This window comes from Fodinibius roseus (assembly GCF_900129315.1).
Taxonomy (GTDB): domain Bacteria; phylum Bacteroidota; class Rhodothermia; order Balneolales; family Balneolaceae; genus Fodinibius; species Fodinibius roseus.
Window position 1 is genome coordinate 81,440 of the sequence record NZ_FQUS01000002.1, and the last position, 17,045, is coordinate 98,484.

Here is a 17,045-nt window from a genome sequence, read left to right on the forward strand (position 1 = left end):
CTTTGCAAAACCGTTCTTCTGGCCCATTGCTGCATTATCGCGAACGAAACATCATCAAATATTCTTTACACGCTGTGGTTTTGAATACGCTCGGGGTTGATATCGACCAGCATTCCCGGTTTTCCAAAGGTCGCTCTGGTATTAATATTAATATCCATACCCATAATGCCGCACGCGGTTGGGATCTTCCCGCCATTTGTCGCGCACCTTCACGTGCAGGTCCAGATACACTTTTTTCTCGACAAACTCCTCGATCACCTCGCGGGCGTTCCGGCCCAGTTGCTTGATGGCCTTGCCGCCCTTGCCGATGAGAATCCCTTTTTGGGAGTCGCGGTTCACAATAATATCCGCGCTGATATAATCCAGGTCGTCGCGCTCGTCGTACTGCACGATCTCAATCGTCGAGGAGTAGGGGATCTCCTGGTGATAGCGTAAAAAGAGCTGCTCGCGAATCATCTCCGCCACAAAAAAGCGTACCGGCTGCTCGCTGAGCATATCCTTCGGATAGAAAGGCGGTCCCTCTTTGAGGTTGGTTTTGATGGTATCCATCAGCTCCTGGAGTCCCTCCCCGTTGAGGGCCGAAACCAGCAGGGTGTCGTCAAAGTCGAATTTCTCCCGGATGTTTTTGGCCACGACTTCCGTCTGCTGCCCGGAGGTTTTATCAATTTTGTTGATCACCAGGAAGATCTTTTTTCCCTTCAGCGAGGAAAGCATCTCGAAAATGCGTCCCGGCACCTCATAGTCGGTGACATCCACAATGAGCAGGATGATATCCGCATCGGCGCGGGCGCGGTCGACGGTCTTCATCATGGCTTTCTGCAGCTCATACCGCGGGTTGATGACGCCGGGGGTATCCAAAAAAATAATCTGCAGGTCGTCTTCCGAATGGATGCCCAGGATCTGGTGCCGGGTGGTCTGCGGCTTGTGGGTGGTGATCGATACCTTGCTGCCCAGCAGCCGGTTCATGAGCGTCGATTTGCCCGCATTCGGCTTGCCGATAATAGCGACGTAGCCCGATTTATGTCCCGCTGTATGCTCCATACTACTTTTTACATTAATATTAATACGTTGCTAACCTGTATTTCTCACAAAAATTTATGGTATATTGTTGTAACCTTTTGATATATATGAACATATATCGTTTTTAGAGGCCAGAAAATTATAACAGTGTGTAACATACTGCGAAATTGGTCCATCAGCGGCGTTGAAGATAAAAAGAGTGTGCTCAACGTACCGTGGTAGGTCTCCGCTGCTATTTTTCCTTCGCCTTGCTGAAGTACAAATTTCTTGGTGAAAATCCGGGTTAATGTTGAAATGAAGATAACAATACCGTGGGATCAATCCACAGATCACAGAGACCTTTGCAAAGCCGTTGTTTTGCCCAACCTCTACATTTTCATTTTTGCGATTTCAAAAGCCTCATGTATCGCCTGTATATGTACTTAATATATACACTGCGGTTCAAAATCGCTCAGGAGTTTGTATTGAGCAAGATTCCTGGTTTTCAACCTCCTCTCATAATGTTCAAAAATTTCTTCACCGTTGTTTCCAGCCCGTCATAGAGCGCCGACGAAACGAGCGCGTGCCCGATGCTGATATCGTTGAGGTGCGGCACGGTTTCCACCAGCGGTCCCAGGTTATCCAGGTTCAGCCCGTGTCCGGCATTGACCTCCATGCCCAGCTCGTGCGCCAGCACGGCTCCCTCTTTCAGCCGGCGCAGCTCATGCCGGCGGGCTTCTTCGGTTTCCGCGTTGGCGTAGGTCCCGGTATGCAGCTCGATCATGTCGGTCCCCAGCTCGCCGGCCAGCTCGATATCTTCCCTGTTCGGATCGATAAAGAGGCTGATCCTGATATCGGTTTCCCGGAACCGGGGGAATACGCGCTGTTGAAAGTCGTCGAATACCTTTTCCATCCGCAAGCCGCCCTCGGTGGTCAGCTCCTCCCGGCTTTCGGGGACGAGGGTGACCAGGTGTGGGTTGATTTCCGTGGAAATATCCAGCATCTCTTCGCTGGCGGCCATCTCAAAATCCAGGGATCCCGTCACGCTCTCCTTTAACGCATAGACATCGTCATCACGAATATGCCGGCGGTCGCCGCGCAGGTGGAAAACGATGCCTGCCGCCCCGGCTTTTTCACAAACGGCCGCCGCTTTTACCGGGTCCGGATACCCTTCGCCCCGGGCATTCCGGAGCGTGGCAACATGATCAATATTCACCAAAAGTTGCATAGTTCAATAGCTGCTTTCATTTTGTCATTGTAATTATGCCTTTAAATATAGATTATTTAGGGGAGTAGTTTAAGTTCTAAATCATCCGTTTTATGGTATCTGCGAAGAAAACAGTGATTTTGTTGTGTGTGGCAGCGCTCTCATCCGGGTGCGGAGCGGTCAAACAGTCCGCCCGCCCGCCGTCCGCTATAACGGCATCCGGCGGCGGCAATGCCCCCGATAGTGCTGCCGCGGGGGACAGAGAATCGTTCCGTCCGCCGTCCGCCATGAACGTGTCTGTGGTGAATAGCACCCGGGCTTCGCTGATGCAGGCCTACCGGGAATGGAAGGGAACGCCCTACCGCCTCGGAGGCGCATCGGAAAGCGGGGTGGACTGCTCCATGTTCATCAATATCGTTTTCGCGGATTACTTCGATATGGACCTGCCCACCAATACCAGAACCCAGCTTAATGTCGGGGAGGGAGTTCGCAGAACCGCGGTGCGGACCGGCGATCTTATTTTCTTCCGGACCGGCCGGAACAGGCTGCATGTCGGTATTATGGTAGACCGGGAGGAATTTTTACACGCTTCCACCTCGCGGGGGGTCACCATCAGCGAGCTGTCCCGGGAATACTGGGCGAATCGATACCTGGCCGCACGCAGGGTTTTATAGGAGAATATTATGGGGGTATCATGAGGGAGCGATAAATACCGGGATGCTCTTTCCAATAAGGCAATTTCTGTTATATTATACCGGTAGTCGGACCCGGGAATGGTAGTGAAAGCCAGACGATTTGCGTCCGGTTTTGCTGAGTTCGACCGGCTGCCGGGATCGTTCACATTCAAATTATTCAGCTAACCCAATTTTATTCATATTTATGTATTCATATCTTCGCCGGGCCGCCCTTTGTTTGATCATCATCAGCTTTATCTCGTGTGCGGAAGACTCCCCGGAGTACGTGCCCGTAGAACAGGCGGATTTTCAGGTGCAGCATGAGGGCAAGCAGATTGACCTGTACACCCTGGAAAACGAGCAGGGGATGAAGGTTCAGATTACCAACTACGGGGGCAAGATCGTGTCGCTGCTGGTGCCCGACCGCGACGGAACGCTGGGGGATGTGGTGCTGGGATACGAAACCGCCCAGGAGTACCTCGACGGCATTGCTTCGCTCGGGGCTACGATGGGACGCTATGCCAACCGCATTGCCCAGGCACAGTTTATGCTCGACGACAGCACCTATCACCTGGACAAGAACAATGGGGAGCACTCTATCCACGGGGGGACCGAAGGATTTCGGCACCAGGTGTGGGACGCCCGGCAGGTGGACGGGCAGACGCTGGAGCTGAGCTATTTTTCCGAAGACGGGGAGGGGGGCTATCCCGGAAACCTCGAAGTGACGGTCGTCTATACCGTGACGGATAACAATGAGCTCAAGCTGGAGTACTCAGCCAGCACCGACAAGCCCACCATCTTGAATATGACCAATCACGCATTCTTTAACCTGGCCGGCGAAGGCAGCGGCGATATCCTGGATCACGAGCTTTATGTGGACGCCGACCGGTACACTCCCGTGGACTCAACGGCCATACCCACCGGAGAGCTGCGGGAGGTGGAGGGAACGCCTTTCGACTTTACCGAGATGACCCCCATCGGCGCGCGCATCGATGCGGACAACCGGCAGCTCGGGCATGTGGGAGGCTACGATCACAACTTTGTGTTGAACAAGGACGGCGGAGAACTGGCGCTGGCTGCGCGACTGTCGGAGCCGGCGACGGGACGCGTTATGGAGGTCTTTACCACCGAGCCCGGACTGCAGGTGTATACGGCCAACTCCCTGACCGGCGAAGGCAGCCAGGTGGGGAAAGGGGGACATCCCTACGGTCCCCGGTCCGCCGTCTGCCTGGAAACCCAGCACTTTCCCGACGCCCCGCACCACCCTAACTTCCCCTCCACCCGTATCACCCCGGAAGAGGGATACGAGTCCACTACCATCTATAAATTCTCTACCGCCGAATAGAGAGAGGGTGGCCGGAGCCCAGTGCCGCCGGGGAGCATGAGGGGCCTGCAGCCGGGAGGACCTCCTCTTTTGTGTATAGTTGAGTAATAGTTTGGAGTTTGAATGGTATGTGAAGAATGAGTTTGTGGAAAGAACGTTTGCTGAGGCGGCCGTGTTTAGCCATATTCAATACCTGTCAGTATTATTCATTAATCAGCGGATGTTATGAGTGACAACCCAGCACCTACCGGTCTTACTGATGAACTGCTGCATTTTCTAAAGCGTCCCGGTTCCTATCCCCATGCCCCCCGGGAAGTCCGCCATATTCAAACCCATATTTCCCACGTGTTTATCGTCCCCCCGTATGTCTACAAGCTGAAGAAACCGGTTGATTTCGGGTTTCTGGACTACAGCAGCCTCGCAAAACGGCGGACATACTGCCACCGCGAGGTGCAGCTCAACCGGCGGCTTACCGAGGATATCTATCTCGGGGTGGTGGGTATCGCCCGGCGGGAGGGGGAAAGAGGCTATCTGATCGGGTCCGTGGACCAGGGTATGGATATGGATCCGGATTCCGGTTCCGTGGTCGAGTATGCCGTCAAGATGCGGAAGCTTTCCGAGGAATATTTTTTGCATTCCTATATTGAAGAGGGACGTCTGACCAACCGGCACCTCGACCGTGTGGCCGGGAGGCTGGCCCGCTTTTATACCGGCCAGCAGCAGAGCGACGAGCTCTCCGAGTGGGGGGCGATGGAGCAGGTGAAGGTCAATACCGACGAGAATTTTAGCCAGACGAAACGATTTATCGGCGAGACCATTGAAGGAGATACCTTCCGGGCGATTCGGCAGTATACCGGGGACTATTACCGGGGGCACGGGGACCTGTTCCAAAAACGCCGGGAAGAGGGGCGCATCGTCGACGGTCACGGGGACCTTCATCTCGAGCATATCTATATTACCCCGGAGAAGGTGATGGTCTATGACTGTATTGAATTCAACGACCGCTTCCGGTACGGCGATCTGGCGGCCGACCTGGCCTTTCTGGCGATGGACCTGGATTTTAACGGCTGCTGGCGGGAACAGCGCTATTTTGTGTCCCGCATGGCCGGGAAACTGGGTGACAGCGATTTGGAGCGGATCATCACTTTTTATAAATGCTACCGGGCGTATGTCAAAGGCAAGGTCAAAAGCCTGCAGAGCACCGAGGAGGAAGTGCCCCCGGAGGAGCGCGAAAAAGCGGCCGGTCTTGCTTCCCGCTACTTCAGCCTGTCGCTGCGCTATGCCCTGCTGGGTTCTGATGCGGTGGTGGTGATTTTCATGGGGCGGGTAGGGACCGGCAAGAGCACCCTGTCCGGGTGGTTGTCGGACCGGCTGAAGGTCAGCCGCTACTCCTCGGATCACATTCGCAAGCGGTCGATGGGCCTGCCGCTCACCGATCGCACGCCCGAGGACCAGCGTCCGAAGCTCTATTCAAGGGAAATGTCAGAGCACACCTACGGGGTGCTGGGGGAACAAGCCGCAGGCAGCGATGAGAACACCGTGATTCTGGATGCGACCTACAGCAAAAGGGAAGACCGGGAACGACTGGTGGAGAAGCTGGAATCCAGCGGACGCGATTACCTGTTTGTGGAGGCGCGGTGCCCCGACGAGACCATTAAGGAACGCCTGCGGAGGCGAGAGGAGCAGAGCGGGGTGGTCTCCGACGCGCGATTGGAGGATTTTGACAAGCTCAGCAAGGCCTATGAACCACCCGCCGAACTGGATGATTCCCATCTGATTCCGGTCGACACCAACCAGTCCATCGAAGACAGTATCCGGGAGTTGGCTAATCGACTCGCCGGGCGAAACATAAAAGCTAATTAACATAACGGATTATTGATATTTATGGGTTCACATTTTAACTACACCACGGCCGAAGAAGCGGTAACACTCATCAATTCCGGCGACCGCGTTTTTGTTCACAGCGTCGCGGCCGCCCCGCAGACCCTGGTTAACGCCATGACAGAGCGGGCGCCGGAGCTGGAAGATATCGAAGTCATTCACCTGCATACCGAAGGCGACGCGCCCTACGTCCGACCGGAATACAGCGACACCTTCAGCACGAACGCCCTCTTTGTCGGCGCCAATGTCCGCAAAGCCGTAAACGAGGGCAGTGCCGACTACCTGCCGATATTCCTCAGCGAGGTGCCCGGCCTGTTTCGCAGGGACATTCTGCCGATCGACATGGCCCTGGTGCAGGTTTCCCCGCCCGACCGGCACGGGTACTGCTCGCTGGGGGTCTCGGTGGATGCTTCGCGCGCAGCCCTGCAGTGTGCCAGGAAGGCGATTGCGCTGGTCAACCCGAATATGCCCCGCACCCACGGGGACGGCATCTTTCACGCCAGCCGCTTCAATGCGCTGGTAAAAACCGATGAGCCGCTTCACGAGCTCACCATTCCCGTCCCCAACGAAGTGGAGCAGCAGATCGGCAACAACTGCGCCGAACTGGTTGAAGACGGGGCCACCCTCCAGATGGGCATAGGGGCCATACCCAACGCCGTGCTGAAGTCCCTCGAGAACCACCGGGATCTCGGCATCCACACCGAGATGTTCAGCGACGGGGTGATCGACCTGGTGGAAAAGGGCGTTATAAACGGCAAGAAGAAGGCCAAGCATCCCGAAAAGATCGTCGCCAGCTTTGTGATGGGAAGCCGCCGGCTCTACGACTTTGTGGATGACAATCCCATGCTGGCCATGCTGGATGTGGCCTACGTGAATGATACCGCGGTGATCCGGGAGAACCCGAAAGTGACGGCCATCAACAGCGCCGTGGAAGTCGATATCACGGGACAGGTGTGTGCGGACTCGATCGGCACGTATCACTACTCGGGGGTGGGGGGACAAATGGACTTTATCCGCGGGGCTTCGCTCAGCGAGGGCGGGAAGCCCATTATTGCGCTGCCATCCACCACCAGCCGGGGAGAGAGCAAGATCGTATCGCAGCTGAAACCGGGAGCGGGCGTGGTCACCACCCGGGCGCACGTGCATTTTGTGGTCACCGAGTACGGCATCGCCAACCTCTACGGCAAGAACCTGCACCAGCGGGCCCAGGCGCTTATCCGGATCGCCCATCCCGACCACCGGGAAGAGCTGTCCAAAGCCGCCCGCGAGCGGTTCAACCAGTTTGAGGGGTGAAGAAAAAGTCTCTGCAGGGGAATCCTTTCGTAGTACAAGACGTCAAGACGGAACGTTGGATTTCAAGCATTCAAGGCATCAAAAAAAAAGACATTTGATACACTTGTAGTGTAAGGCGCTTGATGTTCCGAATGGTGAAGTCGAAGCTAATTCTCCATCTTGAGAAATCGGGCATTGACAGCTACAATGACGGTACTCAGCGACATCAGGATAGCACCCAGTGCTGGACTCAGGATGACGCCCCAGGCATACATCACGCCGGCAGCCAAAGGAATGGCCCCGATATTGTACCCGGAGGCCCACCACAGGTTCTGCACCATTTTCCGGTAGGTGGATTTGGAGAGTTTGATCAGCGCGGTAACGTCCTCGGGATTGTTCTTCACAAGCACGATATCCCCGGTTTCCACGGCGACATCCGAACCTGCACCGATCGCAATACCGACATCGGCCTGCGCCAGTGCAGGGGCATCATTGACCCCGTCCCCGGTCATGGCAACGTTCTTGCCCTGCTGCTGGACCTCTTTTACCTTGTCGGCCTTTTCATCGGGCAACACTTCAGCAAACACCTGATCGATACCGAGCTCCCGGGCCACATAATCAGCAGTCTGCCGGTTGTCCCCGGTAAGCATGATACACTCGATGCCCATATCGTGCAGCGCATCGATCGCATTCCTGGATGAGGCGCGGATTTCATCTCCCAGGGCCACCGCTCCTGCCAGGGCCTCTTCGATGATCACAAACACCACCGTTTTTCCCTGGCTTGAAATCTCTTCGACGTCTGCTTCCGGGTAGTTCATTTTCTGTTCCCGGATGTAGCCCGGGCTCACCACCTTCACCGCTTTGCCGTTCACCTTCCCCTCAATCCCTTTCCCGGTGATGGAGTTGAATTCCTCCGGCTCCCAGGTTTCATCCGCTTTCTCCAGGATGCCTTTGGCCAGCGGGTGTTCGGAGTTTTTCTCCAGGGACGCCGCGTATTTCAGGATCTCCGCGTCGGAATGATCACTCCCGAAATTCAGGATGTCGGTGACGGTAAAGGTACCCTCGGTAAGCGTGCCGGTTTTATCGAAAATAACGGCATCCAGGTTGCGGGCCTGCTCGAAAGCGGCCCGGTCGCGAATCAGAAAGCCGTTGGTGGCGGCGATGCTCGTAGATCGTGAGACCACCAGCGGAATCGCCAGTCCGAGGGCGTGGGGACAGGTAATGACCATCACGGCAACGGTGCGGTTCATGGCAAAATCAAAACTCTGCCCGGTAAAGAATATCCACGCCCCGAAGGTCAGGAGTCCGGCGGTAATCGCTACGATCGTCAGCCAGAAAGCGGCGCGGTTGGCCAGGTCCTGGGTGCGGGATTTGCTTTCCTGCGCCTCTCGCACCAGGCTGATCACCTGGGATAAAAAGGAGTCGTCCCCGGTCTTGGATATTTGTACGGTGACCGAGCCTTTTTCATTGACCGAGCCCCCGATGACCTCGTCGTCTTTTTGCTTGCTTACCGGCTTGGATTCCCCGGTGAGCATCGCTTCATTGACGCTCGTTTCCCCTTTCACCACAATACCGTCTGCCGGAATCTTCTCCCCCGGCTTAATCAGAACCTTGTCCCCTTCCTGCAGCTCCTCAACAGGAACATCTTCGGTGGATCCGTCCTCGTTCACCTTATGGGCCTCTCCGGGAATCAAGGCAGCCAATTCTTCCAGCGCCGAGGAAGCGCTCATCACCGATTTCATTTCTATCCAGTGGCCCAGCAGCATGATGCCCACCAGTGTGGAAAGCTCCCAGTACAGCAGGTCCCCCTCAAAGCCGAATACCACAGCCGTGCTGTAGAGATACGCAATGGAGATCGCCAACCCGATCAGCGTCATCATCCCCGGCTGTCTCTTTTTGAGCTCATCGGCCAAACCGGTTAGAAAGGGCCAGCCGCCGAAGAAATACACCACCGTTGAGAGCGCAGCGAGAATCCAGGTGTCCCCGGCAAACCGCCAGTCGACCCCCAGAAACTGTTGAATCATGGGGGAGAGCGCCATGATGGGGATCGTTAAGGCGAGCACCCACCAAAAGCGGAATTTAAAATCCTCCACCATCATTTTGTGATGTTCGTGATGGGAATGCCCTCCATCACCGTGATCATGATCATGGTGGCTCTCCTGTTCGTCATGCCCGGTGTGATTGTGATCATGAGCATCCTCATGATCGTTATGCTCGTGGTTTTTATGCTGATCGTGATTCATGGAATATCCCTCAGTCGTAGTTGAATTATCGTGTGGCCATGATGCTCTATGTTACGGGGTAACGCAACTTCACTCCCAATGTAACGCGTTACAAGCGGGGATGCATTACGGTATTATGGATCATTGTTATAAAATTTTTGGGGGGTTTGGCACCAGATCCAGCGAATCAACAAATCCGGGGACATGCTGGGTATTACCCTGGAGGATCATATTATACTGACGGCTGATTATTATGTTTTACGGCTGGCAAAGGGGGATACTATAATTCGGTTTATACCAGCAAAGGGAAAGGAATACCTTCTCTTTTAGGTTAGGATTTCTTTTTTTGCTTGTTCCCTTTTCAGTCCTTAGAATGGGATAAACAAAATGTTGGATGTCTATTCCCCCTACAAAGAAGTGCTTGCTTTACTTAAAGATGAGATAAGATTTTGATGAATCGGCTAGACGATCTTAAAGAAAAACTACAGGAATTTAATAGGGAACGGGATTGGGATCAGTTTCATTCTCCCAAAAATATAGCCATGGCATTGTCAGTAGAAGCCAGTGAAATTGTCGAGATATTCCAGTGGATGCAGGAAGAACAGAGCTATGATCTAGAACGTGATGAGAAAGAAAAACTGGAAGAAGAGTTGGGTGATGTGTTTCTATACCTGCAACTGCTGGCCTCAAAATATGATATTGATTTACTGGAAGTAGCAAGAAAGAAATTGGCTAAAAACAAAAAAAAGTATCCTGTTAATAAAGCAAAGGGTTCATCAAAGAAATATGCAGAGCTTTAACAGATGATTGTTTACCAGGCAGATAAGGAGTCGTTTACAGAAGATATTGAGTCCGGTGGGGTTGAGGAATCTATTTCCTATATGTATGAGGCTCGACTCAACAGGAGAGTTTCTGATTCTGAAAAGCGCTCGTGGAAGAATTCCCTGCAATACATGTATATGGTATTGAATGATGAGGAGATCCCCGAGGATTCCGGAATTAGTATCGAGTTACAGATTCCCCAGACATCCAAGCGGATTGACTTTATCATTGCCGGGCAGGATGAAAATAAAGAAGATCATGCCGTGATCGTTGAGCTCAAGCAGTGGGAAACAGCGCAGCGAACCAATATGGACGGGATCGTAAAAACCTATTTCCAGGGAGGGTTGCATAACACGAGCCACCCATCCTACCAGGCATGGTCATATGCTGAATTGCTAAAAGATTTCAACAAGTCCGTGTACGAAGATGGGATAAACTTAAAACCGTGTGCATACCTGCATAACTTTATGGGTGATAATGTGTTGGATCACTCATTCTACGAAGAGTATGTAAACAAGGCCCCTGTATTTAAAAATCGGGACCATAGAAAGCTGCGCTCCTTCATAAAAAAGTATGTCAAATACGGAGACCGTTCCGGTATTCTTTACCGTATTGATAATGGGGAGATACGCCCATCCAAAATGCTGGCCGACAGCCTTAAGTTGATGCTGGAAGGCAACGAAGAGTTTATCATGATTGATGAGCAGAAAGTTGCCTTTGAGTATGTAATGGACGCCGTTGAAAGTGCCGAAGAGGGGAAGAAGAAAGTAATCCTTGTAGAAGGAGGACCCGGAACCGGTAAATCTGTTATTGCAGTAAACTTACTGGTAAAATTAATAGGCAAGGGACATGTTGCCAGTTATGTCACGAAAAATTCGGCTCCGCGACAGGTATATACTTCCTATCTAACGGGCAGTATGAAAAGGTCAAGTGTAGAGAACCTATTTCGTAGTTCAGGACAGTTTATAGATGCTCAACCCAATGATTTTGATGCCCTGATTGTAGATGAAGCGCACCGTCTAAAAGAAAAGTCCGGTCTTTACAGCAATCAGGGAGATAACCAAATCAAAGAGATAATTAATGCCTCCAACGTTTCGGTCTTTTTTATTGACGAAGACCAACGCATACATATAAAGGACATAGGGAAGAAAGAGGAGATAAGGAAATGGGCCGATCAGTTCGATGCGGAAGTTATTGAAACCGAGCTTTCCTCACAGTTTCGATGCAATGGGTCTGACGGATACCTCGCTTGGGTAGATCACATCCTGCAGATAAGAGATACGGCCAATACAGATCTCTCGGATATCGATTATGATTTTCAGGTGTTTTCGTCTCCTAACGACCTATTTGAGGAAATAAAGGAGAAGAATAAAGTAAATGACAAATCTCGGGTTGTAGCAGGCTATTGCTGGCCGTGGAAAAGTAAAAAGGACAGCCGGGCGATGGATATTGTCATTCCAGAGCATGGATTTAGCAAGCAATGGAATCTGGAGGATCACGGGCAGAAATGGTTGGTACAGGAAGGCTCGATTAATCAGATCGGCTGCATACATACCTGCCAGGGATTAGAGCTGGATTATGTAGGTGTCATTATCGGTCCGGATTTCAAAATTCGGGATGGAAAAGTAGTCACCGATTTGGATGAGCGATATACCTATGATTCCTCAATTCGAGGGCTTAAAAAGATGCGAAAGAAAGATCCGGAAAAAGCTGCAGCTAAGGCTGGCCGCATTATCAAGAATACCTACCGTACGCTTATGACCAGGGGTATGAGGGGATGTTATATCTTTTGCACAGATAAGGAGACGGAGGTGTACTTTCGAAGGATGATATAATGAGCGAGCTACACGACCGCATGCCAGTGATGCTCTTATAAGAAGAATGGGATAAGTGGCTGGATCATAATACCAAGTCACTCAAAGAGCTACTTAATCCGTTTCCTGATGATGCGATTGATTTTCACTAAATGGATAAAAAGGTTGGTAAGGTCAGCAATAATTCGCCTGATCTGATAGACGCCACAGAGTATATTTCCCATACCGGTTTTTCTCCAAAATCGTCTTTTTCAACAATTTTATAGTGTATAAGATGCTTCACTAAGGGTGTATAATATTAGGTAACAAATCATAGCTTATTATCTGTTAATTCATTATATATCAAGCGCGACATTATATTACAGGGTTGATAACCGAAACAATAGATACTAAAGGAGAAAAACATGTCAGACAAAAAAAAGGTTGCAAAAGCTCTTTTACAGGCTGAAAAAGAAAGTAAAAATTCCCCAAACGAAACAACTGGCTGTTGTACTATAAGTGCTGGTGGTTGGTCCGAGCAAAAACCAGGAATAACTAAGGCTGCATGTGACAAACAAAAAGGACCGGGTGTAACGGTGACTTGGAAAGAAGGGGCTTGCTAGTATTGAAAGCAGTCTGGATTGGGGAGCCAATGCGTAAAAAAATAGCATGTTGAGTATCAGTCGACAAACCATCATTTATCAGAGAGAGACACGCCAAGCGTATCAGCTCACTCGTTTTGCGAGGGTATGGCGCTACCCTCACAATAGGTAGTAAGTGTCCTTTTGGTGGGTATCTTCACAAATTTTTTTGAAGAAAGTTATTGAGCGTGGGGACACATATCGCCATTTACTGCTATGAGGCCACCTGAATAGTATTTAAAACATTAATTTTCGTGCTCGTTTATGGTTTATTGGTCTTCAACTTTGATAGCCTTAGTACCGCTTAGACTTACAATTGAGGTACCGAAGTTAGGGCTTTCCTCAGTTCGAAGACAGAAAATAAACTGGATATATCCAAGGTTCCCGGAAGGGATAATTCTTACTTCCATTAATCTCCTGTCATCCAGGAAACCACCAATGTTTAGGAAACTTTGTACCTGCTGTAGAACAGCTCGTTCTGCATCGCGTGTTACGTAGCCCATGATGACGGGCAGCAATTTTTCTATAGTTTTTGCAACCGTTGCACTATGACCCAGGGAAATTATGTCTTCGAGCCAATGAAAGTTGGCGTTTTCATCGGACGTTATGCTTACCTCTAACGAGGTTTCATTATCCTCATCCAGTTCAGCTCTTATATAAAGCTTTAGAGTTATATCAAGATCGCCATTAAAAAAGTTATTTATGACGATTTCCAGCGGCAATTTGTATTCTATACGGTTATTAAACCATGTCGATTCGATTTCCGATCTAAATCTCAAGTATTGGATACCATCTATTTGATCGTTTATTTGATTGAAGGCCAGATTATCAAGTAATGATTGTGGGATTTCCCTAATCTTATTTTCTCCTTCCGTAGTAATCTGGAGAGGTTCACCAATGGGGGACCATATATTCCCACTATTCACATGTTTGGCCATGAGTGACAAAAAGGTATCCTTGTAGACCGAAAAATTCTCTGATCCCCTCGCAGGTATATCGTTATTAATATCCGCGTAATGTACACGAAGCCTGAACTGATAATCACTTAAAGTGACGTTATTTTGCTTCGCTTGTATCCCCCAGTTTGCCTGAATTTCTTCACACGGGGCTACCGTTGATTTAGAAATTTGAAATTCGGCTACTTCAAGTTTATCTCGAAGGTCAGGTATGGTCGGTGGAGAAATAACGATACCGTCATCCTGATTCAGATTTGGATTAAGTTTTATTTTCATTTTGTCCTCTTTTTTGCCCGATTTATTATTGATGGTTTATTGAAATGACCTCTCATGGCTACATCATTATTTTATCAGTGAGAAGGGTAAGAGGTTGCAGATCAATTAGATACGATTTGAAATCAGTTTTTTTAAATCCCTTTTTAAAGATTTTTAGGTTAAACTACTAACTATTATGAGTTTAATACAGTTAGAGGTAGTAACCTATTAAATAAATAAAATATTATTTTACATGTCATTGACTATTATCAAGCAAACCTGGTTGAAATAAAATCCTTAAACCACTCCGCCCTTATAACCATTATGTAATCCCTTCCCGGCAAGCAATTATTATCCTCACGTAATCGATTTTAGTTACTGACCGTACGTTAACGTTTGAGTTATGAAGGTATTAATAGAACTCCGGGATGATCCTGTAAACTTTATTTGCCATTGACCGTCGGCATCAATAACCTTTTGAAAGACTGCTGAAGGGATTTTGGCAAGTTTTTTCTTATGCCATATCTATAGTTACTTGTGTGTTAGGTTGTTGATAGTTTACAGGATGGGCTTTTTCGGGCTATTACTTCATAAATATGATGTGGATTTTTTTCAAGGAAGAGTAAGCATCTCTGAGTAAGCAAAATAGGGTGATCAATAGAAAATATGTTCCAAAGGGTCTTTTGGGGAATCTTTTAGAAAAGACTCAGAATATTTTTATAAATAATTTTAAAAAAAATTACGGGGTGTATTCGAGTTTAGTCGTTTTAATTATAGAGAGGGTAAATTATAGAGGGGATATGTCAGGTTACCGTTGGTTCTTTCGAGATGAAATGTTAGGAGCCGTTTTTATTATATAGTTAGCTGCTATCTGGGATTAGCCAAGCTGATTGTTTTTATCAAATTGTTGAATAGGGTAAGTGTCTATGGGTAACGAAAAAGGGTATGTACAAGGAATTATAAACGGGGAAAGGTGGGCATTTAAGGCAATATTTCTGGAACACTACGAGCCTCTCTGTAATTTTTGCTGGAGGTACACCCGGTCGAGGGCTGTTTCGGAAGATTTGGTCCAAGAGGTTTTTGCGGACCTGTGGGACCTGAAAGAGACGCTGGATCCTGATAAAAGTTTAAAAGTCTATTTATATCAGGCCGTTAAAAATAAGGGGTATGACTACGTAGCCCATCAAAAAGTGGTCAGGAAGTATCAGGCCGATCAACGTCATGACCAAAAAGAGGAAGTACATCAAAAGATGATCACCCAGGAAGATAAAGCATTCATTAAGGCGGCACGTCAGGCTATCGATGCCCTCCCCCCGCGAGCACAGCAAACATACGTATTACACCGGCAAGACGGTCTCACCTACCGGGAAATTGCCGAAGTGATGGATGTTACCGTTAAGACCGTTGAGTCTCAGATGAGCCGTGCACTGGATATGCTGCGCAGCCGGCTGCGCAATAATTCGCCCGACCAGGTGACCGAACGAACCATTGCGAAGATATTTTCTATACGAGATACGGGTACGGAGTAGTGTACTGACTATACAATGCATAGGGCACTTTAAGGTTGTCTTGCATTTCCAGCCGCCTTTTATAAGCAACATTTCCGTTATTGGTTAATTGTACTTGGTTAATTGGGGTTCAGCATCCGGATATTAGGGTTAGCCCGCCCCCCCCGAAAACCCAACACAGTTTTCAACTTTATCAGCTTGACAACCGTAGCTGTTGGGTGATACTAATAACCACTGTACCGATTAGCAAATAGCAACACCAGCCCTTTTTAGATACTGGATAGTAGAATATTTGTAGTTAGAGACTATAATTGCTTACCAGTCTGATACTATTTTTGAGAAATACCGGGAAATAATAAAAAAGTTGCAGGGTGGCCTGTGCTACGGCCGTTTTATTAATAGAGAAAATGGTAAAAGCCAAAGATATCTAATGAACAAAGAAGTACTGCATAACTATGTATTTGGGAATTGTAGCCCTAAAGAAAAGGAAATGGTGAAGCATTGGCTCGACGAGTCCACCCAAAACAAAAATATTATGGAAGAACTGACCCGTATTTGGGAAGTATCCCCCGGGAAAAGAATTGAGGTAGATACCTACAAAGCCTGGGATGCTTTCAGCGAGCAATATTTTTCATATAAAGATTCCAAAACCAGTAAGATCTCCAAAGGGCATGCTCTTAATACAGGTAAAGGTCATCAGGGGCCAAGGCATCGAAGGTTACGAAAATCAAAATTTGTTGCGTATGCGATCGCTGCGGCAGCGGTTATTCTGCTGACCGTCATGTTTTATCACTTTGTTGGATTTTCCACTACAGATGTTTCACCGGAGCTGGTGAAGCAGGAAATTACCACCGAAAAAGGTCAACGGACAACGATCCGGCTCTCTGACGGGACGCGTATCCACCTGAATGCTGAAAGCCATTTGAGTGTAGCCGCTGATTACAACAGGGATAAAAATCGGATCGTCTATCTTGAGGGAGAAGCCTTCTTTGAGGTGGCTTCCGATAAGCAGAGATCTTTTGAGGTTCATACGCCTCGGTCGGTGACTCGCGTCCTGGGAACCGAGTTCAATGTGAATGCCTATCCCGAAGATTACAAAGTACAAGTAGTGGTTTCTGAGGGGAAGGTGATGTTAGGTTCTGGTGAGAGCGGGGAGTCCCCGGAGGTTCGGTTAATCCGGAATCAAAAGGGAACAATTTTTTCTGATGGAGAGGTTACTGCATCGAAGGTATCGGACCTGGGAATATATCTGGATTGGAGCAGGGGGAGACTAACCTTCCGGGACAGCCCGGTTAAAGAAATAGAGCAACGATTGGAGCGCTGGTTTAACATCGAGGTCACTATAGCCGAGGAGATTACCAGTGAAAACCGACTGCTGACTGGTTCCTTTAAGGATGTACCGTTATCGAATGTGTTACATTCGATTGCCCTGTCGCTCGATATGGATTACCGGCGGGAGGGGCGGACCGTCATTTTTGAGGACAGTTGATA

13 protein-coding genes are annotated in these 17,045 nt (G+C 49.4%); 9 read left to right on the plus strand and 4 right to left on the minus strand.

Going from position 1 to position 17,045, the window contains the following annotated elements:
- Positions 1-147 precede the first annotated feature (147 nt).
- Positions 148-1,041 (minus strand): GTPase Era, encoded by an 894-nt coding sequence (gene era / locus BUB16_RS02275; RefSeq protein ID WP_073059210.1) that lies wholly within the window; start codon positions 1,039-1,041, stop codon positions 148-150.
- Between the two features lie 463 nt (positions 1,042-1,504).
- Positions 1,505-2,227: a pyridoxine 5'-phosphate synthase gene (locus BUB16_RS02280; RefSeq protein WP_073059211.1), complete on the minus strand. Its 723-nt coding sequence runs from the start codon at positions 2,225-2,227 to the stop codon at positions 1,505-1,507.
- Between the two features lie 92 nt (positions 2,228-2,319).
- Here BUB16_RS02280 and BUB16_RS02285 point away from each other — a divergent pair, with 92 nt between their 5' ends.
- The 4 genes from BUB16_RS02285 (at position 2,320) to BUB16_RS02300 (ending at position 7,378) form a co-directional block, all read left to right on the plus strand.
- The gene (locus BUB16_RS02285) at positions 2,320-2,880 is read left to right on the plus strand and encodes an NlpC/P60 family protein (protein WP_084087970.1); all 561 of its coding nucleotides are present in this window, start codon (positions 2,320-2,322) and stop codon (positions 2,878-2,880) included.
- 205 nt (positions 2,881-3,085) lie between these two features.
- On the plus strand, positions 3,086-4,225 hold the full coding sequence (locus tag BUB16_RS02290; RefSeq protein ID WP_073059212.1) for an aldose epimerase family protein: 1,140 nt from the start codon (positions 3,086-3,088) through the stop codon (positions 4,223-4,225).
- Between the two features lie 204 nt (positions 4,226-4,429).
- Complete coding sequence (locus BUB16_RS02295; protein ID WP_073059213.1) at positions 4,430-6,067, plus strand: bifunctional aminoglycoside phosphotransferase/ATP-binding protein; 1,638 nt, start codon at positions 4,430-4,432, stop codon at positions 6,065-6,067.
- A 21-nt stretch (positions 6,068-6,088) separates the two neighbouring features.
- Entirely contained in the window at positions 6,089-7,378 is a 1,290-nt protein-coding gene (locus tag BUB16_RS02300) for an acetyl-CoA hydrolase/transferase family protein (protein ID WP_073059214.1), read from the plus strand.
- Between the two features lie 146 nt (positions 7,379-7,524).
- Here BUB16_RS02300 and BUB16_RS02305 read toward each other — a convergent pair whose 3' ends face one another.
- Positions 7,525-9,600: a copper-translocating P-type ATPase gene (locus tag BUB16_RS02305; protein ID WP_073059215.1), complete on the minus strand. Its 2,076-nt coding sequence runs from the start codon at positions 9,598-9,600 to the stop codon at positions 7,525-7,527.
- Between the two features lie 431 nt (positions 9,601-10,031).
- Between BUB16_RS02305 and BUB16_RS02310 the strand changes: the two genes are divergently transcribed.
- From BUB16_RS02310 to BUB16_RS02320, 3 genes are all read left to right on the plus strand, one after another.
- Complete coding sequence (locus tag BUB16_RS02310) at positions 10,032-10,379, plus strand: nucleotide pyrophosphohydrolase (RefSeq protein ID WP_073059216.1); 348 nt, start codon at positions 10,032-10,034, stop codon at positions 10,377-10,379.
- 3 nt (positions 10,380-10,382) lie between these two features.
- Complete coding sequence (locus BUB16_RS02315) at positions 10,383-12,236, plus strand: DUF2075 domain-containing protein (protein WP_073059217.1); 1,854 nt, start codon at positions 10,383-10,385, stop codon at positions 12,234-12,236.
- Positions 12,237-12,619: 383 nt separating this feature from the next.
- Entirely contained in the window at positions 12,620-12,817 is a 198-nt protein-coding gene (locus tag BUB16_RS02320) for a hypothetical protein (RefSeq protein ID WP_073059218.1), read from the plus strand.
- A gap of 287 nt (positions 12,818-13,104) precedes the next feature.
- On the opposite strand, the gene BUB16_RS02325 is transcribed toward BUB16_RS02320, so the two are convergent.
- Positions 13,105-14,067, minus strand: a complete 963-nt coding sequence (locus tag BUB16_RS02325) for a hypothetical protein (RefSeq protein WP_073059219.1) — start codon at positions 14,065-14,067, stop codon at positions 13,105-13,107.
- A 905-nt stretch (positions 14,068-14,972) separates the two neighbouring features.
- On the opposite strand from BUB16_RS02325, the gene BUB16_RS02330 reads away from it, so the two are divergent.
- A complete protein-coding gene (locus tag BUB16_RS02330) occupies positions 14,973-15,575 on the plus strand; it encodes an RNA polymerase sigma-70 factor (RefSeq protein WP_073059220.1) in 603 nt (200 codons plus the stop codon).
- Between the two features lie 409 nt (positions 15,576-15,984).
- Positions 15,985-17,043, plus strand: a complete 1,059-nt coding sequence (locus BUB16_RS02335; RefSeq protein ID WP_073059221.1) for a FecR family protein — start codon at positions 15,985-15,987, stop codon at positions 17,041-17,043.
- The last annotated feature ends 2 nt before the right edge of the window (positions 17,044-17,045 follow it).

What these genes read in the sequence shown, in the direction of transcription:
- era (WP_073059210.1), bottom strand. Translation starts at nt 1,041, where the DNA reads ATGGAGCATACAGCGGGACATAAATCGGGCTACGTCGCTATTATCGGC.
- BUB16_RS02310 (WP_073059216.1), top strand. Translation starts at nt 10,032, where the DNA reads ATGAATCGGCTAGACGATCTTAAAGAAAAACTACAGGAATTTAATAGG.
- BUB16_RS02325 (WP_073059219.1), bottom strand. Translation starts at nt 14,067, where the DNA reads ATGAAAATAAAACTTAATCCAAATCTGAATCAGGATGACGGTATCGTT.
- BUB16_RS02320 (WP_073059218.1), top strand. Translation starts at nt 12,620, where the DNA reads ATGTCAGACAAAAAAAAGGTTGCAAAAGCTCTTTTACAGGCTGAAAAA.
- BUB16_RS02280 (WP_073059211.1), bottom strand. Translation starts at nt 2,227, where the DNA reads ATGCAACTTTTGGTGAATATTGATCATGTTGCCACGCTCCGGAATGCC.
- BUB16_RS02295 (WP_073059213.1), top strand. Translation starts at nt 4,430, where the DNA reads ATGAGTGACAACCCAGCACCTACCGGTCTTACTGATGAACTGCTGCAT.
- BUB16_RS02335 (WP_073059221.1), top strand. Translation starts at nt 15,985, where the DNA reads ATGAACAAAGAAGTACTGCATAACTATGTATTTGGGAATTGTAGCCCT.
- BUB16_RS02290 (WP_073059212.1), top strand. Translation starts at nt 3,086, where the DNA reads ATGTATTCATATCTTCGCCGGGCCGCCCTTTGTTTGATCATCATCAGC.
- BUB16_RS02305 (WP_073059215.1), bottom strand. Translation starts at nt 9,600, where the DNA reads ATGAATCACGATCAGCATAAAAACCACGAGCATAACGATCATGAGGAT.
- BUB16_RS02285 (WP_084087970.1), top strand. Translation starts at nt 2,320, where the DNA reads ATGGTATCTGCGAAGAAAACAGTGATTTTGTTGTGTGTGGCAGCGCTC.
- BUB16_RS02330 (WP_073059220.1), top strand. Translation starts at nt 14,973, where the DNA reads ATGGGTAACGAAAAAGGGTATGTACAAGGAATTATAAACGGGGAAAGG.
- BUB16_RS02300 (WP_073059214.1), top strand. Translation starts at nt 6,089, where the DNA reads ATGGGTTCACATTTTAACTACACCACGGCCGAAGAAGCGGTAACACTC.
- BUB16_RS02315 (WP_073059217.1), top strand. Translation starts at nt 10,383, where the DNA reads ATGATTGTTTACCAGGCAGATAAGGAGTCGTTTACAGAAGATATTGAG.